Origin of the sequence: Halomonas aestuarii, from assembly GCF_001886615.1 — a bacterium.
GTDB classification, from domain to species: Bacteria; Pseudomonadota; Gammaproteobacteria; order Pseudomonadales; family Halomonadaceae; genus Halomonas; species Halomonas aestuarii.
This window is the reverse complement of sequence record NZ_CP018139.1, coordinates 2,537,311-2,563,691: the sequence shown is the minus strand read 5'-3', so window position 1 is coordinate 2,563,691 and position 26,381 is coordinate 2,537,311. Positions and strand designations below refer to the sequence as shown.

Genomic DNA, 26,381 nt, shown 5'->3' with positions numbered 1-26,381 from the left:
GATCGACGCTATGAGCTTTCGATGACCACTTGCGATGTTCCACTTGCTAACCAACTGCGGGCATCTTGCGCCCTGGGCCGGGGTACGTCAAACCTTATTTTTACCTGACGAGCCAAAAGGTCGGGTCGACGGCCGGCGCGGGGCCTTCCCCCACGCCGCCGACCTCCCCCGCCGGGTCACGATGCGGTGAGTCACCCCTCCCCCAGGATCCAGGCCGCGGCCTTCTCGGCGATCATCAGGGTCGGCGAGTTGGTGTTGCCGCTCGTGATGGTCGGCATGATGCTGGCATCGACGACCCTCAGCCCCTTGACCCCTCTCACGCGGAGGTGGGAATCGACGACCGCCATGGGATCGTCGTCGCGCCCCATCTTCGCGGTGCCCACCGGGTGGAAGATGGTGGTGCCGATGTCGCCGGCCAGCCGTGCCAGGTCATCGTCGCTCTGGTACTGCACACCTGGCTTGAACTCCTCGGGCTGATACTTGGCGAACGCCGGCTGGCCGGCGATGCATCGGGTGACCCGCAGCGAGTCGGCCGCGACCTGGCGATCCTCCGGCGTGCTCAAGTAGTTGGGCGTGATGGCCGGTGCCTGGCGCGGGTCGCGACTCTTGATGCGCACCGTGCCCCGGCTGGTCGGATTGAGGTTGCACACGCTGGCGGTGATCGCCGGGAAGTCGTGCAGCGGCTGCCCGAAGGCCTCCAGGCTCAGCGGCTGGACGTGATACTCGATGTTGGGATGCGCATAGGCCTCGGAGCTGCGCGTGAAGGCACACAGCTGGGACGGCGCCATGCTCATCGGCCCGGTACGCTTGAGGAGATACTCCAGGCCGATCTTCGCCTTGCCCACCAGCGAGTTCGCCATGGTGTTGAGGGTCCTGGCGCCCTTCAGCTTGTAGACCGAGCGAATCTGCAGGTGGTCCTGCAGGTTCTCGCCCACCCCGGGGAGCTCCGCGACCACGGGGATGTCATGGTCGGCCAGCAGGTCGGCCGGGCCGATACCCGAGAGCTGCAGCAGCTGGGGCGAGCCGATGGCCCCGGCGGAGAGAATCACCTCGCCGTCGGCCTTCGCCACGACGGTCTCGCCCCCCCGCTCGGCGGTCACGCCGCAGCAGCGCGGCTCGCCACCCTCTCCCGTCTCGAACGCCAGCCCCAGCACCTGGGTGGAATGCCACAGGGTCAGGTTGTCTCGCTTCTCGACGCCGCGCAGGAAGGCCTTGGATGTATTCCAGCGCCAGCCCGAGCGCTGGTTGACCTCGAAGTAGTCGACCCCCTCGTTGTCGCCGCGATTGAAGTCTCGGGTACGCGGGATGCCGGCTTCCACGGCGGCGGTGGCGAAGTCGTCCAGCACCTGCCACTTCAGGCGCTGCTTCTCGATACGCCACTCGCCGCCATGGCCGTGGAAGTCACGGTGGGCGGGATCGGCATCGCCCCCGTCATCCAGGCGATGGTGATCCTCGTGCTTCATGAAGTCGGGAAGGCAGCGATCCCAGCGCCAGTCGTCATCGCCGGTGAGCTCGGCCCAGCCGTCGTAGTCGCGGGCCTGGCCGCGCAGGTAAAGCATGCCGTTGATGCTGGAGCACCCCCCGAGGGTCTTGCCGCGGGGATAGATCAGGGAGCGGCCATTCAGGCCCTTGTCGGGCTCGGTGCGAAACCGCCAGTCGGTGCGCGGATTGTCGATGCAGTAGAGGTAGCCCACCGGGATGTGGATCCAGTGGTAAGTGTCTCGGCCACCGGCCTCGATCAGCAGCACCCGGTTGGACGGGTCGGCGCTGAGCCGGTTGGCGAGCAGGCAGCCGGCGGTGCCGGCGCCCACCACGATGTAGTCGAAGACCTGGGGATTGGGGGTAGGGTCAGCCATGGCATGCTCTCGCTCGGCATGCCGGCACTACCGCCACTCGCGTGGCGGCAGGCGGTCAGCTGGCCGCGGCCAGCTGACCGGCGGGCATGCCTGTCGGTCGTGGGAAGGAGACGTTACTTGGCCGTCGGCATCACGAACTCGGCACCGGCCGCGATGGAGTCGGACCAGCGCTGCATGATCGACTTCTGCTTGGTGTAGAAGCGCACCCCTTCCTCGCCATAGGCGTGGGTGTCACCGAACATCGAGCGCTTCCAGCCGCCGAAGCCGTGCCAGGCCATGGGGACCGGGATCGGCACATTGATCCCCACCATGCCCACCTGGATGCGTCGACCGAACTCGCGCGCCACGCTGCCGCTCTCGGTGAAGCAGCTCACGCCGTTGCCGAACTCGTGGTCGTTGATCAGCTGGATGGCGGTGGCGATGTCGGGAACCCGCACGCAGACCAGCACCGGACCAAAGATCTCTTCCTTGTAGATGGTCATCTCGGGCGTGACGTGGTCGAACAGGCTGCCGCCCATCCAGAAGCCCTCGGTAAAGCCCTCGCCGGTCTCGGAAGGATCGAACTCGCGGCCGTCGACCACCAGCTCGGCGCCCTCGGCCACGCCCTTCTCGATGTACCCGGTGATGCGCTGGTGGGCCTGGGCCGTGACGATGGGCCCCATCTCGGCATCGAGCTCCATGCCGTTCTTGATCTTCAGCGACCTCGCACGCTCGGCCAGGCGGGGCACGACCTGATCGGCCACGTCACCCACCAGCACCGCCACGCTGATCGCCATGCAGCGCTCGCCGGCACTGCCGTAGGCCGCGCCGATCAGGGCGTCGACGGCCTTGTCGAGGTCGGCGTCGGGCATCACCACCATGTGGTTCTTGGCGCCGCCCAGGGCCTGGACGCGCTTGCCGTGGCGGGCGCCACGCTCGTAGATCAGGTTGGCGATCGGCGTGGAGCCGACGAAGGAGAGGGCCCTGACGTCGGGGTGGTCGATCAGCGCCTCCACCGAGTCCTTGTCGCCCTGCACCACGTTGAACACGCCATCGGGCAGCCCGGCCCGCTTGAGCAGGTCGGCGACCAGCAGGGAAGCGCTGGGATCCAGCGGGCTCGGCTTGAGGATGAAGGTGTTGCCGGCGGCGATGGCGATGGGGAACATCCACATCGGGACCATGGCCGGGAAGTTGAACGGGGTGATGCCGGCGACCACGCCCAGCGGCTGGCGCATCGTCCAGTTGTCGATGCCGGTGCTGACCTGCTCGGTGTAGTCCCCCTTCAGCAGCTGCGGGATGCCACAGGCGAACTCGACGATGTCGATGCCGCGCGCCACCTCGCCCTGGGCGTCGGTGAACACCTTGCCATGCTCGCGAGTGATCGCCTCGGCCAGCTCGTCCTTGTGGGCGTTGAGCAGTTCCAGGAACTTGAACATCACCCGCGCGCGACGGATCGGCGGAGTGTCGGCCCAGGCCGGAAAGGCGGCCTTGGCAACTGCCACGGCGGTGTCCACATCGGCGGGGGAAGCCAGCGACACCCGGCCCGTCACCTCTCCGGTGGCCGGGTTGTAGACGTCCTGGACCTGGCCGGATTCGCCGGCGGACAGTTGACCGTTGATATAATGCGAGATGCTATGGGTGCTCATGGAAGCCTCGTTGTCGTCGTTATGTGGAAGCGGGGTCGAGGGGCACCCCTGCTCCCAGAGGGGAGAGATGCCATGGAGACCAAGATGAGGCCTGCCGACATCCGGATCAATTGAGTAATGCAAAACCTGGGTATAAGTTAAGCTGATATCACTCGACGCCGAGGACACCGCCATGCAGGACCTGCAGACCCTGCGGGCCTTCGTCACCGTGGCCCGGGAGGGCAGCGTCTCCCGCGCCGCCGAACGCCTGCACCTGACCCAGCCGGCGGTCAGCCTGCGACTCAAGCTGTTCCAGGAGAGCCTGGGCCTCACGCTGTTCCAGCGACATCCAAAGGGGCTGTCGCTCACCGACGATGGCCAGGCGCTGGTCCCCGCCGCCGAGAAGGCGCTGGCGGCCATGGCCGCCTTCGAGGAGAACGCCCGCGCCCTGCACACCACCCTGCATGGCCGGCTGAAGATCGGCACCATCGTCGACCCAGAGTTCATTCGCCTGGGCGCCTTCCTGCACCGCCTGGTGGAGCGGGCGCCGCAGCTCGAGACGGAGCTGCATCACGGCATGAGCGGCACCGTGCTGGAGTGGGTGCGTCGCGGCGAGCTGGACGTCGGCTTCTTCCTGGCGCCGCCCGGCGAGGGCCCGGGCATCCCCGAGATCGCCCACCGCGAGCTCACCCACTTCCACTACCACGTGATCGCCCCGGCCGGCTGGGGCAGCCGCCTGGCCGGCGCCGACTGGCCACAGCTCGCCATGCTGCCGTGGATCACCACGCCCGAGAACTCCGCCCACCACCGCCTGCTGCACGGCGTGCTCGACCCGCTGGGCATCGTGCCCAGGAGCGTGGCCCAGGTGGACCAGGAGGCCTGCATGCTGGACCTGGTGCGCGCCGGGGTCGGGCTCAGCCTGGCCCGAGACGCCCTGGCCATGGCGGAGCGCCAGGAGCGCGGCCTGACGGTCGCCGAGGGCATGCGCCTGCCCTGCGCCCTGAGCTTCATCTGGCAGCGCGACCGGGGGGAGGAGGTGGTGATCGCCGAGGCCCTGGAGGTGCTCGCCCGGGTCTGGGGGACGCCGGATTGACGACGCCACGCCCTGACAGCAGACGCCCTGACAGTAGAGAGGAGGAACGATGACGGGGCTTGAGGCCTGGGAGTATGCCCTGATCGGGCTCATCTTCGTGTGGAGCGGCTTCGTCAGGACCAGCCTCGGCTTCGGCGGGGCCGTCCTGTCGCTGCCCTTCCTGCTGCTGGTGCTCGACGAGCCGCTGGTGTTCCTGCCGATCATCGCCGTCCACCTGCTGATCTTCTCCAGCTGGATCGCCTGGCGCGGCCACCGGCTGCTGGTGGCCAAGAACGGCGGCCAGGCGCCGAGCGAGGGCAACATCGACTGGGGCTACCTGCTCCGGGCGATGAAGGTCATGATCATCCCCAAGCTGATCGGGGTCATCGGCCTGATCACCCTCCCCGGCCAGGTGCTGACCAAGATCATCTTCATGATCGTGCTGGTCTACGCGGTCGGCTACGTGCTCGACAGGCCCTTTCGCAGCAACAGCCGTCTCCTGGACGGGTTCCTGCTGGTCCTGGGCGGCTACGTCAGCGGCACCTCGCTGATCGGGGCCCCGCTGATCGTGGCGGTGTTCGCCTCCCATGTCGCCGCCCACCAGCTGCGCGATACCCTCTTCGCCCTGTGGTTCATCCTGGTGCTGATCAAGATGGTGTCGTTCCTGATCGCGGGGGTCGACCTGCAGCTCATCCACCACCTGTGGCTGCTGCCCTGCGCCCTGCTCGGCCACCTGCTGGGCGAACGCGCCCACCAGCATCTGCTCGAAAGCCGCACCAACCTCTACTTCCGGGTGCTCGGCGGGGTCCTGATCCTGGTCAGCGTGGTGGGACTTGTCGGCTCGGCGGGCTGAGCCCCGGGGGACACCGATGCGCGGCCCCTTGCCGGGCGCATTGACAGCCACCCCGCGCGACCGTGCAATGACAAGGCCGTCCCTTCCATCAGGAGTGCCTCATGCCCCCGCTTCCGCTGCGCTACGGCGCCTACGTGATCAGCCTGCTGGGCCTCGCCGTCAGCCTCCTCGGCGTCATGGATGGCCCCGGCTGGTGGTGGGGCGTGCTGGGCTTCGGCCTTCTCGTCGCCCTGGGCAGCCATGACATCCTCCAGCGCAAGCGCACGGTGAGCCGCAACTACCCGATCCTCGCCCACCTGCGCTACAACCTGGAGTCGTTCGGCCCGGAGCTGCGCCAGTACATCATCCAGTCCGACCACGAGGCGATCCCCTTCTCGCGGGAGCAGCGCCGGCTGGTCTACCAGCGCGCCAAGGACCTCAGCGACAAGCGCCCCTTCGGCTCGCTCTGCGACATGCGAGCCCCCGGCTACGAGTGGATGAGCCCGTCACTGGCACCGGCCCGCATCGACGACCCGGACTTCCGCACCACCATCGGGGCCGGACGTGGCCGGCCCTATCGGGCCAGCGTGTTCAACATCTCGGCGATGAGCTTCGGGGCACTCTCCGCCCATGCCATCACCGCCCTCAACCAGGGCGCGCGGCTGGGCGGCTTCTACCATGACACCGGCGAGGGCGCGATCTCCCCCTACCACCGCCATGGCGGCGACCTGGTCTGGGAGATCGGCTCCGGCTACTTCGGCTGTCGTGACGATCAGGGCCGGTTCGACCCCGAGCGCTTCCGCGAGCAGGCCACCCAGGACGCGGTGAAGATGATCGAGATCAAGCTCAGCCAGGGCGCCAAGCCGGGCCACGGCGGCATCCTGCCCTCGGCCAAGGTCACGGCCGAGATCGCCTCGACCCGCGGCGTGCCCATGGGCCAGGACGTGGTCTCCCCCGCCGCCCACTCGGCCTTCTCCACGCCCCGCGAACTGATCCACTTCATCCGCCGGCTGCGCGAGCTCGCCGACGACAGGCCGGTGGGCATCAAGCTGGCCATCGGGCATCCCTGGGAGTGGTTCGCCCTGGTCAAGGCGATGCTGGAGGAGGACGAGTACCCGGACTTCGTGGTGGTCGACGGCGGCGAAGGAGGCACCGGCGCCGCCCCGCTGGAGCTCATCAACCGCCTGGGCATGCCGCTGACCGAGGCCCTGCTGCTGGTGCACAACACCCTGGTGGGCGCCGGGCTGCGCGAGCGGGTCTCCGTCGGGGCCGCCGGCAAGGTGATCAGCGCCTTCGATCTCGCCCGCGCCCTGGCCCTGGGCGCCGACTGGTGCAATGCCGCCCGGGGCTACATGTTCGCCCTGGGCTGCATCCAGGCCCAGACCTGCCACACCGACCGCTGCCCGAGCGGCGTGGCGACCCAGGACCCGTGGCGCGGCAGCCGCCTGGATGTCGACCACAAGTCACGCCGGGTTCAGCGCTTCCACGCCAACACCCTCGCGGCGCTGGCCGAGATGCTGGCCGCCGCGGGCCTCTCCCACCCGCGGGAGCTCGGCCCCGAGCACGTGAGTCATCGGCTCTCCGCCCATGAGGTGAAGAGCTTCGACGAGCTCTACGACATCCTCTCCCCGGACGAACTGCTGCAGGGCGGCGCCTCCCGCCACGCCGTGTTCCGCGACTACTGGGACCTCGCCGACCCCGACCGTTTCGATCCGCCCGACGCGGTGGCCAGGCGGCGTCACAGCAAGCTGGTCTAGCGGCCCGCGCGTCAGGGTCGGGGAGGCGCGTCGTCGTGCGTCTCCCCGCTGACGGGTTCGTCGGCACAGTGGTGCCGGCTCTCCAGCTGGATGGTGGCGTGATGCAGGCCGTAGCGTTCCACCAGCAGCGAGCGGATCGCCACCAGCGTGGCCTGTCGATCCTCGCCCTCGTCGATGGCCGCATGCAGCGAGACAAGGTGGCGTCCCGGCGTCAGCGACCAGACATGCACATGATGCACGTTGCAGACCGCCTCGAGCTGCTCGGGAATCTCGCGGCGCAGCGTCGCGGCGTCCAGGTCGTCCGGGGCGCCCTCCAGCAGGATATGGCCGGATTCCCGGGTCAGCCTCCAGGCGCTGCGCAGGATCAGCATCGCCACCAGCACCGAGAGCAGCGGGTCGATGGGCATCCAGCCGGTCGCCAGGATCACCAGGGCGGCGACGATGGCCGCCACCGAGCCCAGCAGGTCCCCCAGCACGTGCAGCGCCGCCCCGCGGATGTTGAGGTTGTCGCGATCGCCGAAGTGCAGGATGGCAAACACCGCCACGTTGACCAGAAGCCCCAGGCCGGCGATCGCCAGCATGGTGCTACCCATGACCTCCATCGGCGAGAGCAGCCGGCGGATCGCCTCGATGAGGATCCACGCCACGATGGCGATCAGCGTCAGGCCGTTGACGAAGGCGGCCAGGATCTGTACCCGGTGGTAGCCGAAGCTGCGCTTGTCGTCGGCCGGGCGGCGGCTGATGCGGGCGGCGAACCAGGCCAGCGTCAGCGCCGCGGTGTCGGTGAGCATGTGGCCGGCGTCGGCCAGCAGGGCCAGCGACCCGGAGAGGATGCCTCCCACCACCTCGGCGACCATGAAGCCGCCGGTGAGCAGGATCGCCCAGAGGAGCCGGCGCTGGCTGTCCTGCCCCGTGTGAGGAGCGTGGTGATGTGAGTGGTGATGATGGTCGTGAGACATGGGCCCTCCCTGTCGGTCGGGACCAGCATAACGCAGGAGGCGGGCGCTAGACTCCCCTCACCGTACGCGCCGCCTCGCGACGCCGCTTGACCTCGTAGGCCACGGCCAGCACCACGGTAACGAGGATCAGGATCAGGCCCAGGGCGTTGACCGCCGGCGTGAGGCCCGTGCGTACCTTGGAGGCGATATAGACCGTCAGGGTAGTGTCGTAGCCCACCACGAACAGCGAAGTGTTGTAGTTCTCGAAGGACTGCAGGAAGGCGATCACCGCCGCCGAGAGGATTGCCGGCTTGAGGTAGGGCAACAGGATGCGCCGGAACATCTGCCACTGGCTGGCGCCCAGGTCCAGGGCGGCCCGTTCCATGGTGCGGTCGAAGCGCTGCAGCCGCGCCGTGACCATCAGCATCACGTAGGCGGCGATGAAGGTGGACTGGCCGAGCACGGTGAGGAAGATCCCCCCGCCGACTCCGAGCTGGCGCCAGAAGATCAGCGTCGAGATGCCGATGATCACCCCCGGCGTCAACAAGGGCGAGAGGATCAGCGCGTAGAGGAAGGGCTTGGCACGGCTCGAGACGGTGTTGAGGAACAGCGCCGTGGCGATGCCGATGGGCACCGCCAGGCACAACACGCCGACCGCCACGATGGCGCTGTTGGTCAGTGCCTGCCACATGCCGCCGTCGGCGGCGAGCTCGCCGAACCACTTGAGGGTGGTGCCATCCCAGGGGGTCACGGTGGGAAAACGGCTGTCGTTGAAGGTGGCCGCGGCCATCACCAGCAGCGGCAGGAAGAGGTAGGCGAAGAACACCACCACGTAGAAGCGCAGGCCCAGGGCCATCAGTCGCTGCGAGCTCACGCCCTTTCCCCCCTCATTTCGCGATGTCCCCCAGGCCCACCTTGAAGATCTTCATGACCAGCGACATGAAGCCAATGCACAGCACCAGCAGCAGGAAGGCGTAGGCCGCCCCCTGGTTCCAGTTGCCGCCCTCGAAGAACCAGTTGTAGATGATCTGGGTGAACCAGCGGCTGCCGGGCGAGCCGAGCAGGGCCGGCACCGCGTAGCTGCCCGCCGCCAGCATGAAGGTCATGATGCAGCCGGTGGCGATCCCCGGCTTGGCATGGGGAATGACGATGCGCCGATGGGTGCGGATGGTGCCCGCGCCGAGGTCCCGGGCCGCCCGCACCTGGTTATCGTCGAGGCTCTCGATGGCGTTGTAGACGGGAAAGACCATGAACAGGATATAGGCATAGACCATGCCCACCATGACCCCTCCGTCGCCGCTGAGGAAGCGGATCGGCCGGTCGATCAGCCCCAGCATCATCAGCACCTCGTTCAGCGGACCGCGGAAGGCGAGGATGATGAACCAGGAATAGGTGCGCAGGATCTCGTTGATCCAGAAGGGGATGATCAGCAGCAGGATACACAGTGCCGCCTGGCGCGGGGTGGCCACCTTGGCCAGGTACCAGGCCAGCGGATAGCTCACCCCCAGGGTCAGCAGGGTCACCAGCACGCTTGACCACAGCGTCTTGAAGAAGATCGCCCGATGGATGTCGTTGTCGGCCAGGGTGGCATAGTTGGCCAGCGTCCAGCCATCCTCCGGCCCGCCCTGCTGGGCCGGCAACAGGTTGGGGCGCAGCGAGTAGTCGATCATCTGCAGCTGCGGCAGGGTCACCATGACGATCAGCCAGATCCCCAGCAGAACGAGGATCGACACGGCCAGGGGGCTGCCGAACCGCGACTTCAGCTGGCTAAACATCCCGGGCCTCCACCACCTCGCCGGTCGCCTCGTCGACCCTCGGGGTACCGTCGTCGGGCAGCACCACCGCATCCTCGGGATCGTAGCCGAAGGTCATGCGGTGTCCGGCCACCAGGGCGTCCACGTACTGCCGGGAGAGCTCGTGGCCGAGCTGCGCTCGGAGCATCTCGCCGGAGGCATCGAGCCTGGCCTCGAGCATCACCCAGGCGCCCTCGAAGTGCACCGCCTCGAGCGTGGCCGCGAAGGTCGGGCCGCCCGTATGGTCGTCCACCGGTCGCAGGTGCTCGGGGCGGATGTAGAGCGCGGTCCGGTCGCCGTTGTCCAGCCGCGTCGAGGCCGCCACACGGCCGGCCAACTCGCCCAGTCGCCCGCCGTCCAGGCGCACCCGCTCCCCCTCGCGATCGATCACCGTCGTCTCCAGCCGGTTGTTCTCGCCGACAAAGGCCGCCACGAAGCCGGTGGCCGGCGAGCGGTAGAGGGTCATGGGGTCGGCCACCTGCTGGATGCGCCCCGCCGACATCACCGCCACCCGGTCGGACATGGTCAACGCCTCGCCCTGGTCGTGGGTGATGTAGATGAAGGTGATGCCGGTCTTGCGCTGGATCGCCTTAAGCTCGGCGCGCATGTGCTGACGAAGTTTCAGGTCCAGCGCCGAGAGCGGCTCATCCAGCAGCAGTACCCGGGGCTCCACGGCCAGGGCCCGGGCGATGGCCACCCGCTGCTTCTGGCCACCGGAGAGCTCGGTGACCATCTTCGGCCCGCTGCCCTCGAGCGCCACCAGCGCCAGCAGCCGCTCGGAGGTCTCGCGGCGCGTCTTCTTGTCGACGCCCCGCACCTCGAGGCCGAACTCGATGTTCTCGAAGACCGTCATCAGCGGGAAGAGCGCCAGGTTCTGGAAGATCATCGCCGTGGGCCGGCGGTTCACCTGGACACCCCCCATGGGCTCGCCGCCGATCAGCACCCGCCCTTCGGTCGGGGTCAGAAAGCCACTGATCATGTTGAGCAGGGTGGTCTTGCCGCAGCCCGAGGGGCCGAGGAAGCTGAAGAACTCCCCCGACCCGATCTCGAGCGTCGTCTTCTCGATGGCGGTGAAGTCGCCGAAGCGCATCACCACCTCGTCCAGGCGGACGCTGCCGTCCACGGTCACGTTGGGGGTGGAGTCGTTGCCCATCATGCCGAGAGGTAGCGGTCCTGGTACTCGTTGCGCAGCGCCACGTACCAGGGCTCCTGGATCGGCCACCACCAGAGATTGGCCAGGTCCTCCTCGGTATAGGACTCGTTGAAGAAGTTGCGGGTCGCCTCCGGCAGCAGCTCGGTGGCGCCCTTGGAGGTGGAGTTGTAGCCGGTGGCCTCGACGAACATGGCGCCGGCCTCGGGGGTGTAGTACCAGTTGATCAGTTCGTAGACGGCGTCCGGGTTCTGGGCGTTGCGGGGGATCACGAACCCCTCCATCCAGGCCAGCGCCCCCTCCTTCGGTGCGCCGTAGGCGATGTCCTCGCCCTCCTGCTGCAGGCGGAAGGCGGTGGAATCCCAGGTCTGGCCGATGATCGCGCCGTTGGTGCGGAAGGCGGCCTGGGCCTCGTTCTCGGTGTTCCAGAACTGCACCAGCATCTGCTTGTGCTTGACCGCCTCCTCGAGGATGACATCGAAGTTGGCGCGCATCGCCTCCTCGTTCTTGTAGGAGTCGAGCAGCGGGTATGGCAGGCGACCCTCGCGCTCGAGCCACAGGCCGATGCCGACCAGCGCCGAGTGGCCGCGCACCGTGACGCCCTGCCCATGCTCGGGGTTCCAGAGGTCGGCATAGCTCAGGTTGGCGCGGTCGACGTCGGCAAAGCGGCGGTTCCAGGTGATCGCCTCGGTCCCCCAGTCGCTGGGCGCGAAATAGCGCTTGCCGTCCACCACTCCGCCAGTCCTGGAGCCCTCGATGGCGCTGTCCAGGGCGCCGCTCCAGTTGATGCGCGACTCGTCCAGCGGCTGCACCAGATTGTAGTCGAGGTAGCCGGGGACGCGGTCCACGGTGGGCATGATCACGTCGAAGCCGCTGCCGTCGCTGGCCCGCAGGGAGTTCATCAGCTCGTCGTTGGTGCCGTAGGGCGTGAAGGTGGCCTGGATGCCAGTCTTCTCGGTGAAGTCCGCAAGCATCCTGTCGTTGAAGTAGCCCGCCCAGGCGTAGATGCGCAGGGTCTGTTCCTGCGCCAGCACCGTGTTGACGTAGAAGGACGGCACGCTGGCAGCGGCGCCGGCGGCCAGGCTGCCCTTGAGGAAACGGCGACGTGTGATCGACATGACTAGCTCTCCATGATGGCTCGGGCGCACTCCGTTATCGCGCAATGGGATGACGACGGCATGACGCTCGGATGACGGTTCAGAGGCGACTCAATCAGCGTAGCACCATATACGAAAAGGCCCAGTCGCCGCTCCGGGGCGCCCGGCGCCCCGTTTGCGCCGCGCCTCTGCCAGGCTCACATCACCGGCACGCCGATGAGCACGGGGTGCAGGTAGAAGGCGAAGACGACGTAGGCCGCCAGGCCGATCACCACGGTGGCGACGGTGCCGGCCGCGCCGGGGGTGGCCACCGCGGAACGAGGGCGGCGGCGGGCGGAGCGGAAGTCGAACACCGCCCAGGCCAGGAAGGCGCCGAAGAGGACGATGTCGCCCAGCCGCCCGTTGGCCAGCAGGTGGGCGAGGGCCCAGAGCTTCACCGCCAGGATCATCGGGTGGCCGAGCTTCGCCTTGAGATGGTTGCGGGGCACGTAGGCCGCCACCAGCAGCAGGAAGGCGGGCAGCATCAGCAGCGCGACGGCATGGCGCAGGCCCACCGGCGGCTGCCAGACCCACACCGGGTCCAGGCGCGTCTGGCCATAGCCCCAGATCACCAGGACCAGGCCGATGAGCGAGGCCACCGAATAGGCCGCCTTCCAGGGCATCAGGCCCATTCGCTGGACCTGGGCGGTTCGCCAGTCGTCGGCGACGATGCGCACCGAGTGCACACCGAGAAAGATCAACAGGCCGAGTATCATCACGGTCATGGGTAAGCCTCGCAGCGAAGTGGTATCAGGGTGGGGGGGTGCCGAGTCTCCCGTAGCCTATCGGGTCGCGGGCCTCGCCGCGAGCGATGGGACCGGCGGCGTGCTTGCCTGGCCCCGGCGCCCCCCTTAGGGTGAGGGCCATCGCCGGTGCGAGATGCCGCCACCTGCCCGCCCGGCCCCAGGAGCGACACGACAGGATGACAATGACGTCTCCCGATACCGAACACGACGCCCTGCCCGAGGTCATCGCGGGCCCCCTGCTGCGTCGCCTGAGCACGGAACGCCTGGTGATCTGGCTGGTGGGTTCACGCCCCCTCTCGCCGAGCCTGATGCTGCACCCGGCGGGCCACCCACCGCGCCACCTGGCCCTCAACGAGGCGCGCCTCAGGCGCCTGCCGCTGGGACACCACGCCTGGCTGCACCTGGTCGACGTGACCCTCGACACCCCCCTGCCCCGCGGCGTGCGCATCGACTACGACCTGAAGCTCCCCGGCGAGGGGGGCACGACCGGCATCGCCGACTGGGCGCCCCACCTGCTGCACGAGGGCGCGTCGCACCCCGGCTTCGTGCTCGCCGATAGCCATCGACGGCTGCTTCACGGCTCCTGTCGCCGCCCCCACCACGACGGCCCGGACGGCCTGGCGCGCGCCGATGCCTGGCTGGCCGAGCGCCGCGACGCCCCCGAGACCTGGCCGGCCTGGCTGCTGATGACCGGCGACCAGATCTACGCGGACGACGTGGCGGGGCCGATGCTCGTGGCCATCCACGGGCTGATCCACCGCCTGGGGCTCTTCGACGAGACCCTGGAGGGGGCCACCGTGGCCGACAGCCAGGCCCTCTACGCCGACCCCGCCACCTACTACCGCCGCGAGGCGCTGCTGCCAGAGGCCAGGAGCAGCGACGCGCTGCGCAAGGGCTTCTTCGGCGGGGTGCGCAAGCCGGTCTTCACCTCGGCCAACGCCCACAACCACCTGATGAGCTTCGCCGAGGTCATCGCCATGTACCTGCTGGCCTGGTCGCCGGTGCCCTGGCGCCTGGTGGGCATGGAAGAGCCCACGCTGGACGCCGAGAACGCCGCGCTGTTCCGCCGGGAGAAGGCGGTCATCGAGCGCTTTGCCGAGGGGCTTCCGGGCGCCGCCCGGGTGATGGCCCACCTGCCCTCGCTGATGATCTTCGACGACCACGACATCACCGACGACTGGAACCTCACGGCGGACTGGGAGCGGACCGCCTACGGCCATCCCTTCTCGCGGCGGATCATCGGCAACGCCCTGCTGGCCTACCTGCTCTGCCAGGGCTGGGGCAACGACCCCGACCGCCTGGCCGCGCCGCTGGAGGAGGCCGCCGGCCTGCTGGAGCGCGCCGCCGAGCGGGAGGGCTGGCTGCCCGCCGGGGAACAGGACACCGTCATCGGCCACCTGCTGCGCTTCCAGGGCTGGGAGGTCCAGGTCGACGGGGAGCCGCGGCTGATCGTGCTGGACACCCGCACCCGGCGCTGGCGCAGCGAGCGCAGCCCCAGGCGTCCCTCGGGCCTGATGGACTGGGAGGCGCTCACGGAGCTGCAGCAGCAGATCCTCGGGGCCTCCTCGGTGGTGATCGTCTCGCCGGCCCCGATGTTCGGCGTCAAGCTGATCGAGGCCATCCAGCGGCTCTTCACCCTGGCCGGCAGGCCGCTGCTGGTGGATGCCGAGAACTGGATGGCCCACCGCGGCGCGGCCAGCGTGATGCTCAACATCTTTCGCCACTCTCGCACCCCGGGCCACTACGTGATCCTCTCCGGCGACGTGCACTACTCCTTCGCCTATGACATCCGCATCCGCCATCGCCGCGAGGGGCCGAGGCTCTGGCAGATCACCTCCAGCGGGCTCAAGAACGCCTTCCCCGACACCCTGCTCGACTGGTTCGACCGCCTGAACCGCTGGCTCTACGCCCCGCGCTCGCCGCTCAACTGGTTCACCCAGCGCCGGGGCATGGTGATCACCCCCCGCGACCCGGACCGCGCCCGCGCCGGCGAGCGGCTCTGGAACGGCGCCGGCATCGGCCTGGTGGAGCTGGACGACCAGGGCCGCCCGAGCGACATCCGCCAGCTCGATGCCCGCGGCTTCGACGTGACCTTTCCCGATCCGAACGACTCCTTAGCCACGGGTGAGGTGACGCGCGTTCGTCCGGCGGGCCGTGCGCGACAGTAGAAAATTCAGGGTGCTTATCAACGCATACCCTGAGATGCTGTCGTCGACGCAGAATCGACGTGAGCAAGGAGTGGCAACGGTGCAGGACGAGAATGCGCTACTGGAGGATCAGCAGGCCGTTCAGGAGCTGATCGCCCGGCACATGCCGCTGGAAGTCACGCTTTCGGCCATCTCGCGCATGATCGATCGACAGCTCCCCGACGCCCTGATCTCGATCATGCGGTACGACCCCGGCGAGGGGACGCTCAGCCTGATCGCCGGGGACAGCTTCTCGCCGACCTTCCATGACCTCGCCCAGAACGTGCAGGTCGCCCAGGATGTCGGCACCTGCGCGGCGGCCGCCTTCCGGCGGGAGATGGTGATCAGCGAGGACATCCAGCAGGATCCCAACTGGGAGGGCGGGCATGAGCTGGCGCGCCAGGAGGGGCTGGCCGCCTGCTGGTCCATGCCGGTCATCTCGGACGAGGACGAGCTGCTCGGCACCTTCGCGATCTACTACCGCATGCCCCGGACCCCCGACGAGGTCGAGAAGGCGCTGCTGCACCGGGCCGCAAACCTGGTCGCCCTGGCCATCGGACGCCAACGCGACCGCCAGGTCCGCGACGAGGCGGAGCAGCGCTTCCGCTCGCTGTTCACCCAGCACCCCGATGCGGTGTTCGAGTTCGACCTCGACGGACGCTTCATCAGCTGCAATGCCTCGGCCACGCAGATCACCGGCTTCAGCGAGGCGGCGCTGAAGGGTCAGCCCTTCCATGGCTACGTCTCCGAGGAGGAGCTGCCCACCATCGAGGCCGCCTTCCAGCGCGTCTGCGCGGGGGAAACGCAGCAGCACATCTACAACAGCATCAATGCCGAAGGGCGGGCCTACACCCTGGAGGTCACCAACCTGCCCATCGTCGTCGACGAACGGGTCGTCGGCGTCTACGGCGTGGGGCGCGACATCACCCGGCGCCGCGAGCAGGAACAGCAGCTGCGCCTGCTGGCCCGCGGCATCGATGCCAGCCGCAACGGCGTGGTGATGGCCGATGCCACCCTGCCCGACCTGCCGATGGTCTACGTGAACGAGCCGTTCCTGGCCCTCACCGGCTATGACCGTGAGGAGGTGCTGGGCCACAACTGCCGCTTCCTCCAGGGGCCGGGGACCGATCCCGCGGCGGTGGCCCGGCTGCGCCTCGCCCTGGCCGAGCAGCGCGAGGTCCAGGTGACGCTGCGCAACTACCGCAAGGATGGCTCGCCGTTCTGGAACCACCTGTATCTCGGCCCCGTCCTCGATGAGGAGGGTCGGTGCACCCACATCGTCGGCATCCAGCAGGATGTCTCACGGTTCCGGGAGTACGAGGATCGCCTCGCCCACCAGGCCAGCCACGACGCGCTCACCGGGCTGCCCAACCGTGAGCAGCTCACCTCGCGCCTGGCCCAGCTCTCCCGGCGAAATCGCCGGCAGGATGGCTTCCTGGCCCTGCTCTACATCGACATGGACGACTTCAAGCCGGTCAATGATGGCCTCGGACATCATGTCGGCGACCGGCTGCTGGTGGAGGTGGCTCATCGCCTCGGGGCCCTGCTGGACAAGGGGGACATCCTCTCGCGGCTGGGCAGCGACGAGTTCGCCATGCTGCTGACCGGGCTCCATGACGAGCGTGACGTGCCGGCCCGGGCCGAGACGATCCTCACCACCCTGTCACTGCCCTTCGAGCTCGATGAACACCGGGTGCACATCAGCGCCAGCATCGGCATCGCCTCGAGCCTCGAGCCGGTACGCCATGCCGCGGAGCTGATCCAGCACGCCGACCAGGCCATGCAGGAGGCCAAGCAGCAGGGGCGCAACACCTGGCACTGGCATGGCGAGGACGTCTCGAGCCCGATGAGCGAGCACGTCGAGATGCGTCTCGAACTGCAGGAGGCGATCCGCGAGGGGCAGTTCCTTCTGCACTACCAGCCCATCGTCGACACCCGGACCGGCCGGGTGCGCAGCGTCGAGGCCCTCGTGCGCTGGCAGCATCCCGACAAGGGCATGATCTCGCCGGGGCTCTTCATCCCGCTGGCCGAGCAGACGGGCCAGATCGTCGCCATCGGTCGCTGGGTGCTGCACCAGGCCTGCCAGGACATGGCCACCCTCCTCGCCGAAGACGCGACCGACCTGCAGGTGGCCGTGAACATCTCGCCGCTGCAGTTCCGGCGGGCGGGCTTTCTCGAGGAGGTGGAGCAGGTCCTCGACGCAACGGGATGGCCGGCCCACCGGCTGGAGCTCGAGGTGACGGAGGGGGTGCTGATGTCCGGCACCGACCGGGCCATCGAGGTGCTGCACGCCCTGCGCCGCCTCGGGGTGCAGGTGGCCATCGACGACTTCGGCAGCGGTTTCTCGAGCCTTCGCTACCTGCGCCAGCTACCGATCAGCAAGGTGAAGGTCGATCGCAGCTTCATCCACGACATCACCCGCAATGGCGACAATGCCGCCATCACCCAGGGGGTGATCACCATGGCGCACCACCTGGGCCTGAAGGTGGTGGCCGAGGGCATCGAGACCGTGGAACAGCATGCCAACCTCAGGCAGCGTGAATGCGACCTGCTCCAGGGCTTCCTGTTCTCTCGCCCCGTGCCCCTCGAGCGGCTGAAGGCACTGCCGACCTGTTTGCCCGAGAGCACACGGGATCACGCCGCTGCGCCGACGCCCGGCCGGCACCGCCAGGACGCCGGCGGCTCAACCTGATCGCCGGCGCCACAGGGCCAGGCCGCCGACCATGACCAGCCAGGTCATGGCCGCGGCCACGGTGTCATCGAGCACGATGCCGACGCCCCCGGGCACCCCTTCCGCCTGGCTCACCGGCGGCGGCTTGGCGATGTCGAACCCCCGGTAGACCACGAAGGCCGCGGCCAGGGCCGCGGGATGGCGCGCCGCGGCCAGGCCGACCACCGACACCGGGAAGGCGATGATCTCGTCGAGCACGATGCGCCCGTCGTCCTTGAAGCCCAGTGCGGTCGCGGCGTGATGGCAGACCGGCATGGCCGCCACCAGCAGCACCGCCACGAGGCCCAGCTGCACGCGCCGCGTACGCCCCAGCAGCCACCAGGCGAGCGGCAGGCCCAGCAGCGAACCGACCGTTCCCGAGGCCCAGGGCGAGAGCCCGAGGCCGAAGCCCGTCGAGAGGGCCATCCATACCGTGTCCACCGCTGCTCCCCTGACCGTCGAACGCTCGCTACCATACCCGCGGCGGGTTGCGGCGTCGACGCCGGCCTCGGGGCTTCGACAAGCGCCTCGCGGCGACGCATCATGGAGGGCCACCCTCTTCCATGAACCGGCCAGACCGCCCATGAGCAACGACACCCGGGAACGCAACCGACGCATGACCCACTTCGACGGCCACGACGAGATCTGGCTGTTCGGTTACGGCTCGCTGATCTGGAAGGCCGACTTCCCCTGGCTGGAGCGCCGCGCGGCCCACATCCACGGCTGGGTGCGCCGCTTCTGGCAGGGCTCCCACGATCACCGCGGCACCCCCGAGGCCCCGGGCCGGGTGGCGACCCTGGTGCGGGAGCCGGGGGCCGTCTGCCATGGCATGGCCTATCGCATCAGCCCCGAGGTGCTGGGCCCCCTGGACGTGCGCGAGAAGAACGGCTACCTCCGCGAGGTGACCCGGCTGCACTTCGACGATGGTGCCTCGCCGGACAGCGCCGACGGCCTGGTGTATCTCGCCACCCGGGACAACGCCGCCTTCCTGGGCGACGCCCCGCTCGACGCCATCGCCGAGCAGATCGCCGCTTCCCACGGCCCCAGCGGCCCCAACCGCGACTACCTGGTCTACCTGGCCCAGGCCCTGCGCGAACTCGGCGTGGACGATCCCCACGTGTTCGCGCTGGCGGCGCGCCTGCCCCACCCGGCAGGCGACGACCGCCCCCACGCCCCCGACAACAAGGAGAAGAACCTCCCATGAGCGTGACCCTCGACGACATCCGCCAGGCCGCCGCCCGCCTGGAGGGCAGCGTGGAGCATACCGCCTGTCTGCACTCCTCGACGCTGTCCCGGCTCACCGGCTGCGAGGTCTACATCAAGTTCGAGAACCACCAGTTCACCGCCTCCTTCAAGGAGCGTGGCGCCCTGAACCACCTGCTCTCGCTCACGCCAGAGGAGCGCGCCCGGGGCGTGATCGCCATGTCCGCCGGCAACCACGCCCAGGCGGTGGCCTACCACGCCGCGCGGCTGGGGATCCACGCCACCATCGTCATGCCCCGCCACACCCCCAACCTCAAGGTGCGCAACACCCGCGACTTCGGGGCCGAGGTGCACCTCGAGGGCAACGGGGTCGACGAGGCCGGCGCCTACGCCCACCGCCTGGCCAAGGAGCGCAACCTGGTCTTCGTGCACCCCTACGACGACGAGCGGGTCATCGCCGGCCAGGGCACCATCGCCCCGGAGATGCTCGAGGCGGTGCCCGACCTGGACTGCCTGGTGATCCCCATCGGCGGCGGCGGACTGATCAGCGGCAATGCCGTGGCGGCCAAGGCCCTGAAGCCCGACATCGAGGTGATCGGCGTGCAGACGCGGCGCTTCCCGGCCATGAAGCAGGCACTGGCCGGCGAGGAGATCCACTGCGGCCTGGCCACCCTGGCCGAGGGCATCGCCGTGAAGCAGCCCGGCACCCTGACCCGGGAGATCGTGCGCGAGCTGGTCAGCGACATCGTGCTGGTGGACGAGCCGGAGATCGAGCGCGCCATCCTGATGCTGCTGGAGATCGAGAAGAGCGTGGCCGAGGGCGCCGGCGCCGCGGGCCTCGCCGCCCTGCTCAGCGACCCGGAACGCTATCGCGGCCGCAAGGTGGGGCTGGTGCTGTGCGGCGGCAACATCGACATGCTGGCGCTCTCCTCGGTGATCCAGCGCGGCCTGGTGCGCTCCAATCGCATCGTGCGCGTGCGGGTGGGCATCCCGGACGTGCCCGGCTCGCTGGCCGAGCTGACCCAACTGCTCGCCGCACAGCGCGCCAACGTCATCCAGATCGCCCACCAGCGCACCTTCACCGACCTCTCGCTGCGCGCCACCGAGGTGGAGGCCACCCTGGAGACCCTGGGCAGCGACCACACCCGCGAGGTGATCGCCGCGCTGCGCGTCGAGGGCTACGACCCGGTGCTGCCCGCCAACGAGGTGCATCCGGACGAGCGCTGGGCCACCGACCCCGAGGGCCATCACTGAGATGGCCACCCTGGCGATCTATGTCGCCGCCGCCCTGGCCGAGATCGCCGGCTGCTTCAGCGTCTGGGCCTGGTGGCGGCTGGACAGGCCGGCCCTCTGGCTGATCCCGGGGCTGGCCAGCCTGGCGCTCTTCGCCTGGCTGCTGAGCCTGTCCGGGGCGGACTACGCCGGGCGGGCCTACGCCGCCTATGGCGGGGTCTACATCGCCACCTCGGTGGCCTGGCTCTGGCTGGTCGAGCAGCGCCTGCCCGACCGCTGGGACCTGCTCGGCACGGGCCTCTGCCTGCTCGGGGCCGGCATCATCCTGCTCGGGCCTCGGCCCGCGGGCTGATCTCTGGCAGAGAAAAGGCGGCAGGCGTACCCTATGACCACTCCCTTATCCGACCCCTTCCATCACCTCAACCAAAGGAAGCGTGATGAGCAGCAAGATCGACGTGTCAGCCCCCCTGGTCATCCTGCATGGCGACGAGATGGCCCAGGTGGCCTTCGAGCGCATCCTCGAGACCTTCGTGACGTCCCGCCTGGACGTGGACCTGGTCGAGATCGACCTGACCGCTGAGAACCGCCTGGTCACCAACGGCCAGGCGGTCATCGATGCCATCGAGGCCCTCAAGCAGCACGGCGTGGGGGTGAAGAACGCCGGCATGACGGTGAACCGCGCCCAGCTGGGCGAGATGCTGGCCAAGCATCCGGAGCTCGACGGCACCTCGCTGCATCCGCTGGCCACCAAGTCGCCCAACGGTGCCATCCGCAAGGGTATCGGCGGCAACATCACCCGCGAGGACATCCAGTTCCGCAACCTGCAGTTCAAGAAGCCCGAGTGGATCGGCCGCGACATCGAGGTCGACACCATGGCCACCGGCGGCAGCAAGGACAGCTTCAACGAGCTCTCCAGCGCCACCGGCATCGTCAAGCTGCTGTTCGTCGGCGCCAGCGGCGACCCGGTCGAGCTGCACCGCCGCGAGGTCAAGAAGGGCGACCCCTGGCTGCTCGCCACCAACGACATCGACCAGATCAAGGCCTGGGCGCACCGCTTCTTCCAGCGCGCCATCAACGAGAAGCGTGACATCTACCTGGGCCTGAAGGACACCGTGATCGCCGGCTACGACGGCGTGATGCGGGCCGCCATCGAGGGCATCTACGAGAGCGACTACCGCGCGCAGGTCGAGGCGCTGGGGCTCTCCTACCACTACGAGCTGATCGACGCCCAGGCCGCCCGCATCGTCGCCAACCCTCCGGAGCGGGCGCTGTGGGGCGTGCCGGACAACACCACCGGCCGCAAGCTCTACAAGCTGGTCGAGCAGCTCAAGGTGCACGGCATTCCCACCCGCAAGGCCCACGTCTCGCTGTCGCGGATGAGCGCCGGCGGTGGCGACCAGTACGGCAGCTACAACGCCCCGGCCCTTGAGAACGGCATCCTCAAGGTGGTCGTCGACGGCGAGGAGAAGCACGCCCGCCACGTCAAGCAGGGCGACCCCATCCTGCTGATGTCCAACGACCACGAGGCGATCAAGGACTGGGTCACCCAGGTGTTCCGCGACGCCTCGCGCAAGGACAAGGAGGTCTACTTCGGCCTCAAGCGCGAGTACATGGAGTACGACGATGTCTTCAGTACCGCCATCACCGACGTCCGCCGCGAGCTGGCGAAGGCCGACACGCCGCCGCCCTCGTTCATGATCATGCGGCCCTCCAGCCAGCTCATCAAGATGATCACCGACCCGCCCCGCAACGCCCTCTACCCGGCGCAGAACCTGGACGGCGACATCTTCTCGGACATCTCCGCGGCGCTGGGCGGCAGCCTGGCCACCGCCAGCTCCATCATCGAGAGCAAGAACGGCACCATGCTCTTCGAGGCGCCCCACGGCACCGCCCACGACCTCTACCTGAAGTACCTTGAGACCGGCGGGAAGGAAGCGCACTTCAACTCCTCCGCGCTGATCTTCGCCGTGGCCAACGCCCTGGAGACCCTGGGCGAGCGCGAGGGCAACGAGGCCCTGGTGGACTACGCCACCCGCCTCAAGGCCGCGCTGATCGATACCGTCGGCGACGGCATCATCACCGGCGACCTGAAGGGCAAGACCACCGATCCTGCCTCGGAAACCATCGTCGACATGCAGGGCTTCCTGGATGCCGTGGCCGAGCGCCTGTCGGCCTGACGCCGGGCCCGCGGCCTCGCCCACCCGGGCGAGGCTGCCTCGCGTCACGCGGGGCCTCCCACGCTCATGCCCCCCTCCCTTCCTGCGTCGCCCCCACCGCTCGACGACCGGCCACCCGAGCCTGTCGGATGATGAGCGGACTCATGCTTTTATATGGTTCCACGCTGCATGATCCCGAAGGGGAGAATTAAGACAGAATGATGACTCGGGATGGACAGCCCGCCCGGTTTTCAGGGATAGTAAGCATAATGAAGATACATTCTGTAACCGGCCCCTGATGGGAGGCCGTTACGCGGCCCACCAGCGATCCGGAAGCACCGACGCGATGTCTCCCCTGCCCCGCACCTGCCGCTCCCCGATGCGGCTCCTGTCCTGGCGCCCTCTTGCCTGGCGACCCCTTTCATGGCGACCGTCATGGCGGCGACTGATGCTGTCGTTGATGCTCTCGATGATGTTCTCCTCGCTGCTTTGGCCGCTGGCCGCGCCCGCTAGGGCCGAGAGCCAGGGGGCGCCCGACGCCCCGATACTGGCGATCACCCGGGGGGGCGAGAGCCGGACGCTGTCGCTGCGCGAGATCGAGGAGACCGGCCTTCGCCATGTGGAGATGCGCCATCCCGAGGGGCTCGAGGGCCGCTTCTCGGGGGTCAACCTGGACGACTTCCTGGCCGCGAACGGCCTGGACGAGGCCCGGCGCGTGCGGTTCATCGCCGATGACGGCTACACCACCTTCCTCACGCCGGCGGAGCGTCGCGAGAAGCGCTACCTGATGGTGACGCGGCTGGACGGCGAGCCCATCGGGCCCGACCAGTTCGGCCCGCTGATGCTGGTGGTGCCCGAGGAGGCCGAGGCCGTGCTGGCAGGCACGGCACCGCTGACCCGCTGGATCTGGGCACTCCGGGAGGTCAGCGCGAGATGAAGGCCATATCGGCCAGGGGCTTGCGCCGTCGCCTGCTGCTGGCCTTCGGCCTGATCGCCTCGGTCTGTCTGCTGGCGATCACCTTCTACGTCTTCCAGGCACGACAGCACGTCGGCGCCGACTACACCGCCATGGTCGCGGACGTGGTGCGGGCCCAGCAGGACCCCGACAAGCTGCGCACCGCCCTGGACCGCCACGTCGACCTCGAGGACCCGCACCATGGCGGAGAACTGGCCAAGCTGCTGCAACGCCTCCCCAGGCGCATCGAGGGCATACGGCTGCAGCTGATGCGCAGCGACCTCCCCCTCGCGGGCTATACGCCGCTGCTCGAGGAGCTTGCCGACATCGAGGAGCGCATCGAGGCCCTGCGGACCCAAGTCACCACGGCAGAGGGCGACGAGTTCGACTCCCGGGCGCTCGAGGAGGTGCGCACGCGCGGGCTCGAGATCGAGGAGGGGCTGGCCTGGAACTACAGCGAGCTGAGCCAGTTGCTCCACCAGGCCTCGGCCGACCAGCGTCGGCTGATGGGATGGCTGACCCTGGCCGTGGTGTGGCTGCTGATGATGGTCGTGCTCGCCGTCGGCACGGTGATGCTGATGCTGGTGCGCCTGCAGCGCCAGCAGGACACGATGCGCCACCTGAGCCATACCGACGAGCTGACCGGACTCTTCAACCGGCGCCGCCTGCAGGAGGTGGCCGAACAGGAGTTCGCCCGCCGCCGTCGCCACGCCTCCCCGCTCAGCCTGATGCTCCTCGACCTGGACCACTTCAAGCGGATCAACGACACCTACGGGCACCCCGTCGGCGACGAGGTGCTCTCCGCCTTTTCCGATATCCTGCTGCACCAGGTGCGCCGCCTCGATACCGTCGCCCGCATGGGCGGCGAGGAGTTCGCGGTACTGCTGCCGAACACCGACGGCGAGGCCGCGCATCGGCTGGCCGAGCGGGTCCGGGAGGCCACCCGCGCCATGCGCCTGCCGGGGCGCGCCCACGCGCACCGGCTCACCGTCAGCATCGGCGTGACCGAGGCGCGGGAGGACGACAGCTTCGAGCACCTCTACAGTCGCGCGGACCAGCGCCTCTACCGCGCCAAGGCCGCAGGACGCGACCGGGTGGAAAGCGGTGACGCCAAGACGTATCCGATCGATGGCGGCCCGGGGAAGATGCCGAGCACCGCGTCAGGCGCGTGACGGCGGCATGCCGGGCGTCGCCTTGTCGCCCTGCCGCAGGCGCGAACCTGGACGCTCAGCCGGTCTCGCCGGGCGTCGAGAGGGCCGCCACATGCTGCATGAGCAGGTCCTCGAAGGCGTGGGAAAGCCGCGAGCGCGGACGGTACTGGGCGGTGATCACCGAGACCGGGAAGGGGATCGAGGGCGAGAGCCGCTTGATCCGCCGGGGCTCGACATGATGCTGCTTCGCGGTGTGCTCGTCGACGATGGCGATGCCCACGCCCTCCTGGCACATGATCAGGGCCGGCGAGAAGAGGTGCGACTCCGCCACGATGCGGCACTCCGCCCCCACCAGGTTGAAGTTCTGCACCAGGCGCTGGGTGGTCGGGTGCGCCCTGTCCAGCGTGACCAGCGGCACCCCGTTCAGCTGCTCGGGCGTCAGGGTGTCCGCCTCCATCAGGTCGCTCGCCTCCGGCAGCACGGCGATCAGTTCGACCTGGAAGGGCGAGATCCTCAGCGACGGCGTCGGCGAGGGGGTCTCCACCACCCCGATGTCGAAATGGCCGGCGATGACGGCATCGATCACCTTGGTCGAGGGATGGGTCTGCAGCGAGACCTTGAGGCCGGGATGGGCGCGCATGAAGTCCGCGACGACGTAGGGCAGGATGCCCGTCGACACCCAGCCCAGCGCCCCGACCGTGAGCGTGCCGTGCTCCAGCCTGACGAGCTGCTCGGCCCGGGTCTCCAGGTTCTTCAGCACATCCAGCGCATGCGTCGCCTCGATCAGCAGGGCGGACCCCTCGGGCGTGATCTCCAGCTGCCCCTGCATGCGCTTGAACAGCACGAAGCCGACGGCCTCCTCCAGCCGCCCCAGCATGTTGCTCGCGGCGGGCTGCGAGATGCCCAGCTGCCTGGCCGCGGCACTGATGCTGCCCGTGAGGGCGATCGACTGGAAGAGGGAGAGCTGCCGCGGGTTCAGCATGTCAGGGGAACCGGGGGTGTGGATGGGGCGTGAAGGGGGCAGCAGCAATAAAGCCAGATTCCCCCCTCGGCGACAACCGCCCGGGCGGTCATCCGGTTTCGCCGCCGAGCGCCCTCACGCCTTGTAGCCCGGATCCAGCGCCTTGAGGGTACGCAGGTGCGCCGCCCACTCGAGCCCGAGATCGCCATCCTCGTGGTTGGCGGCGGCGTACTGGCGGGCCACGTGACGGGCGACCTCCTCCGACACCCGCCGCAGCGGCTGGCCGGTCGACTGCGCCGCCACCTGCAGCTCGCAGGCGCGCTCGAGATAGAACATGTTGTTGAACATCTCGGCGGCCGAGGCCCCGGTGGTCAACAGGCCGTGGTTGCGCAGCAGCAGCACCGAGTTGTCGCCGAGGCTCGCCACGATGCGCTCGCGCTCCTCCAGGTTCAGGGCGATGCCTTCGTAGTCGTGGTAGGACACCCGGTCGTGGAACTGCAGCGAGATCTGGTTGAGCCGGGTCTCGAGCCCCGCCTCCATCGAGCACACCGTGATCCCGGCGCGGGTGTGGGTGTGCATCACCCAGGCGGCGCCGTGGCTCGCCCGATGGATCGCCGAGTGGATGGTGAAGCCGGCCGGGTTCACCCTTTCCGGGCTGTCATCCACCTTGTTGCCCTCGACGTCGATCTTCACCAGCGAGGACGCGGTGATCTCCTCCCAGCGCCAGCCATAGGGGTTGATCAGGAAACGCCCCTCCTCCCCGGGGACCCGCGCGGTGATGTGGGTGTAGATCAGGTCCGTCATGCGGTAGTACGCCGCCAGGCGGTAGCAGGCCGCCAGGGCAATGCGGGTCTCTCTCTCGGCGGCGCTCATCGGGGCGCGACGGGGGTGGTGCAGGCTCATGGGACGCTCCTTTAAATAGGTAAATAGCGGCAGGGGGTC

Annotated in this window: 22 protein-coding genes; 11 read left to right on the top strand and 11 right to left on the bottom strand. The window is 68.7% G+C overall.

Going from position 1 to position 26,381, the window contains the following annotated elements:
- Positions 1 to 191: 191 nt before the first annotated feature.
- Both BOX17_RS11940 and BOX17_RS11935 read right to left on the bottom strand, forming a co-directional pair.
- Entirely contained in the window at positions 192 to 1,856 is a 1,665-nt protein-coding gene (locus BOX17_RS11940; RefSeq protein WP_071944829.1) for a GMC family oxidoreductase, read from the bottom strand.
- Positions 1,857 to 1,969: 113 nt separating this feature from the next.
- Positions 1,970 to 3,481, bottom strand: a complete 1,512-nt coding sequence (locus BOX17_RS11935) for a CoA-acylating methylmalonate-semialdehyde dehydrogenase (protein ID WP_071944827.1) — start codon at positions 3,479 to 3,481, stop codon at positions 1,970 to 1,972.
- 172 nt (positions 3,482 to 3,653) lie between these two features.
- Here BOX17_RS11935 and BOX17_RS11930 point away from each other — a divergent pair, with 172 nt between their 5' ends.
- The 3 genes from BOX17_RS11930 (at position 3,654) to BOX17_RS11920 (ending at position 7,121) form a co-directional block, all read left to right on the top strand.
- Positions 3,654 to 4,553 carry a LysR family transcriptional regulator gene (locus BOX17_RS11930; protein WP_071944825.1) on the top strand — a complete coding sequence of 300 codons (900 nt, stop codon included), beginning with the start codon at positions 3,654 to 3,656 and terminating at the stop codon, positions 4,551 to 4,553.
- 49 nt (positions 4,554 to 4,602) lie between these two features.
- Complete coding sequence (locus BOX17_RS11925) at positions 4,603 to 5,385, top strand: TSUP family transporter (RefSeq protein WP_071944823.1); 783 nt, start codon at positions 4,603 to 4,605, stop codon at positions 5,383 to 5,385.
- 101 nt (positions 5,386 to 5,486) lie between these two features.
- The gene (locus tag BOX17_RS11920; RefSeq protein ID WP_071944821.1) at positions 5,487 to 7,121 is read left to right on the top strand and encodes an FMN-binding glutamate synthase family protein; all 1,635 of its coding nucleotides are present in this window, start codon (positions 5,487 to 5,489) and stop codon (positions 7,119 to 7,121) included.
- Between the two features lie 11 nt (positions 7,122 to 7,132).
- Here BOX17_RS11920 and BOX17_RS11915 read toward each other — a convergent pair whose 3' ends face one another.
- From BOX17_RS11915 to BOX17_RS11890, 6 genes are all read right to left on the bottom strand, one after another.
- Entirely contained in the window at positions 7,133 to 8,080 is a 948-nt protein-coding gene (locus BOX17_RS11915; RefSeq protein WP_071944819.1) for a cation diffusion facilitator family transporter, read from the bottom strand.
- A gap of 46 nt (positions 8,081 to 8,126) precedes the next feature.
- Complete coding sequence (locus BOX17_RS11910; protein WP_425268711.1) at positions 8,127 to 8,915, bottom strand: ABC transporter permease; 789 nt, start codon at positions 8,913 to 8,915, stop codon at positions 8,127 to 8,129.
- A gap of 31 nt (positions 8,916 to 8,946) precedes the next feature.
- Positions 8,947 to 9,834, bottom strand: coding sequence for an ABC transporter permease (locus BOX17_RS11905; RefSeq protein ID WP_071944816.1), 888 nt, complete (start codon positions 9,832 to 9,834; stop codon positions 8,947 to 8,949).
- Positions 9,827 to 11,008 carry an ABC transporter ATP-binding protein gene (locus tag BOX17_RS11900; RefSeq protein WP_341853282.1) on the bottom strand — a complete coding sequence of 394 codons (1,182 nt, stop codon included), beginning with the start codon at positions 11,006 to 11,008 and terminating at the stop codon, positions 9,827 to 9,829. The genes BOX17_RS11905 and BOX17_RS11900 overlap by 8 nt, the downstream gene beginning before the upstream one ends.
- Positions 11,005 to 12,120, bottom strand: a complete 1,116-nt coding sequence (locus tag BOX17_RS11895; protein ID WP_071944812.1) for an extracellular solute-binding protein — start codon at positions 12,118 to 12,120, stop codon at positions 11,005 to 11,007. The genes BOX17_RS11900 and BOX17_RS11895 overlap by 4 nt, the downstream gene beginning before the upstream one ends.
- A 176-nt stretch (positions 12,121 to 12,296) precedes the next feature.
- Complete coding sequence (locus BOX17_RS11890; protein WP_071944810.1) at positions 12,297 to 12,863, bottom strand: NnrU family protein; 567 nt, start codon at positions 12,861 to 12,863, stop codon at positions 12,297 to 12,299.
- Positions 12,864 to 13,066: 203 nt separating this feature from the next.
- Between BOX17_RS11890 and BOX17_RS11885 the strand changes: the two genes are divergently transcribed.
- Positions 13,067 to 15,052: a metallophosphoesterase family protein gene (locus BOX17_RS11885; RefSeq protein ID WP_071944808.1), complete on the top strand. Its 1,986-nt coding sequence runs from the start codon at positions 13,067 to 13,069 to the stop codon at positions 15,050 to 15,052.
- Positions 15,053 to 15,131: 79 nt separating this feature from the next.
- On the top strand, positions 15,132 to 17,762 hold the full coding sequence (locus BOX17_RS11880; protein ID WP_071944806.1) for a bifunctional diguanylate cyclase/phosphodiesterase: 2,631 nt from the start codon (positions 15,132 to 15,134) through the stop codon (positions 17,760 to 17,762).
- Here BOX17_RS11880 and BOX17_RS11875 read toward each other — a convergent pair.
- Positions 17,754 to 18,206, bottom strand: a complete 453-nt coding sequence (locus BOX17_RS11875) for a phosphatidylglycerophosphatase A family protein (RefSeq protein WP_071944804.1) — start codon at positions 18,204 to 18,206, stop codon at positions 17,754 to 17,756. The genes BOX17_RS11880 and BOX17_RS11875 overlap by 9 nt on opposite strands.
- A gap of 157 nt (positions 18,207 to 18,363) precedes the next feature.
- On the opposite strand from BOX17_RS11875, the gene BOX17_RS11870 reads away from it, so the two are divergent.
- From BOX17_RS11870 to BOX17_RS11845, 6 genes are all read left to right on the top strand, one after another.
- Entirely contained in the window at positions 18,364 to 18,984 is a 621-nt protein-coding gene (locus tag BOX17_RS11870; RefSeq protein WP_071944802.1) for a gamma-glutamylcyclotransferase, read from the top strand.
- Positions 18,981 to 20,237, top strand: a complete 1,257-nt coding sequence (locus BOX17_RS11865; RefSeq protein ID WP_071944800.1) for a threonine ammonia-lyase — start codon at positions 18,981 to 18,983, stop codon at positions 20,235 to 20,237. Before BOX17_RS11870 ends, BOX17_RS11865 begins: the two co-directional genes overlap by 4 nt.
- 1 nt (position 20,238) lies before the next feature.
- Positions 20,239 to 20,568, top strand: a complete 330-nt coding sequence (locus BOX17_RS11860) for a YnfA family protein (RefSeq protein WP_071944798.1) — start codon at positions 20,239 to 20,241, stop codon at positions 20,566 to 20,568.
- 85 nt (positions 20,569 to 20,653) lie between these two features.
- Positions 20,654 to 22,393 (top strand): isocitrate/isopropylmalate family dehydrogenase, encoded by a 1,740-nt coding sequence (locus tag BOX17_RS11855; protein WP_071944795.1) that lies wholly within the window; start codon positions 20,654 to 20,656, stop codon positions 22,391 to 22,393.
- 427 nt (positions 22,394 to 22,820) lie between these two features.
- On the top strand, positions 22,821 to 23,309 hold the full coding sequence (locus BOX17_RS11850; protein ID WP_164508638.1) for a molybdopterin-dependent oxidoreductase: 489 nt from the start codon (positions 22,821 to 22,823) through the stop codon (positions 23,307 to 23,309).
- Positions 23,306 to 24,499, top strand: coding sequence for a GGDEF domain-containing protein (locus BOX17_RS11845; RefSeq protein ID WP_071944791.1), 1,194 nt, complete (start codon positions 23,306 to 23,308; stop codon positions 24,497 to 24,499). The genes BOX17_RS11850 and BOX17_RS11845 overlap by 4 nt, the downstream gene beginning before the upstream one ends.
- Positions 24,500 to 24,554: 55 nt before the next feature.
- On the opposite strand, the gene BOX17_RS11840 is transcribed toward BOX17_RS11845, so the two are convergent.
- On the bottom strand, positions 24,555 to 25,460 hold the full coding sequence (locus BOX17_RS11840; RefSeq protein WP_071944789.1) for a LysR family transcriptional regulator: 906 nt from the start codon (positions 25,458 to 25,460) through the stop codon (positions 24,555 to 24,557).
- Between the two features lie 114 nt (positions 25,461 to 25,574).
- Entirely contained in the window at positions 25,575 to 26,342 is a 768-nt protein-coding gene (locus BOX17_RS11835) for a class II aldolase/adducin family protein (protein WP_208858064.1), read from the bottom strand.
- Positions 26,343 to 26,381 lie beyond the last annotated feature (39 nt).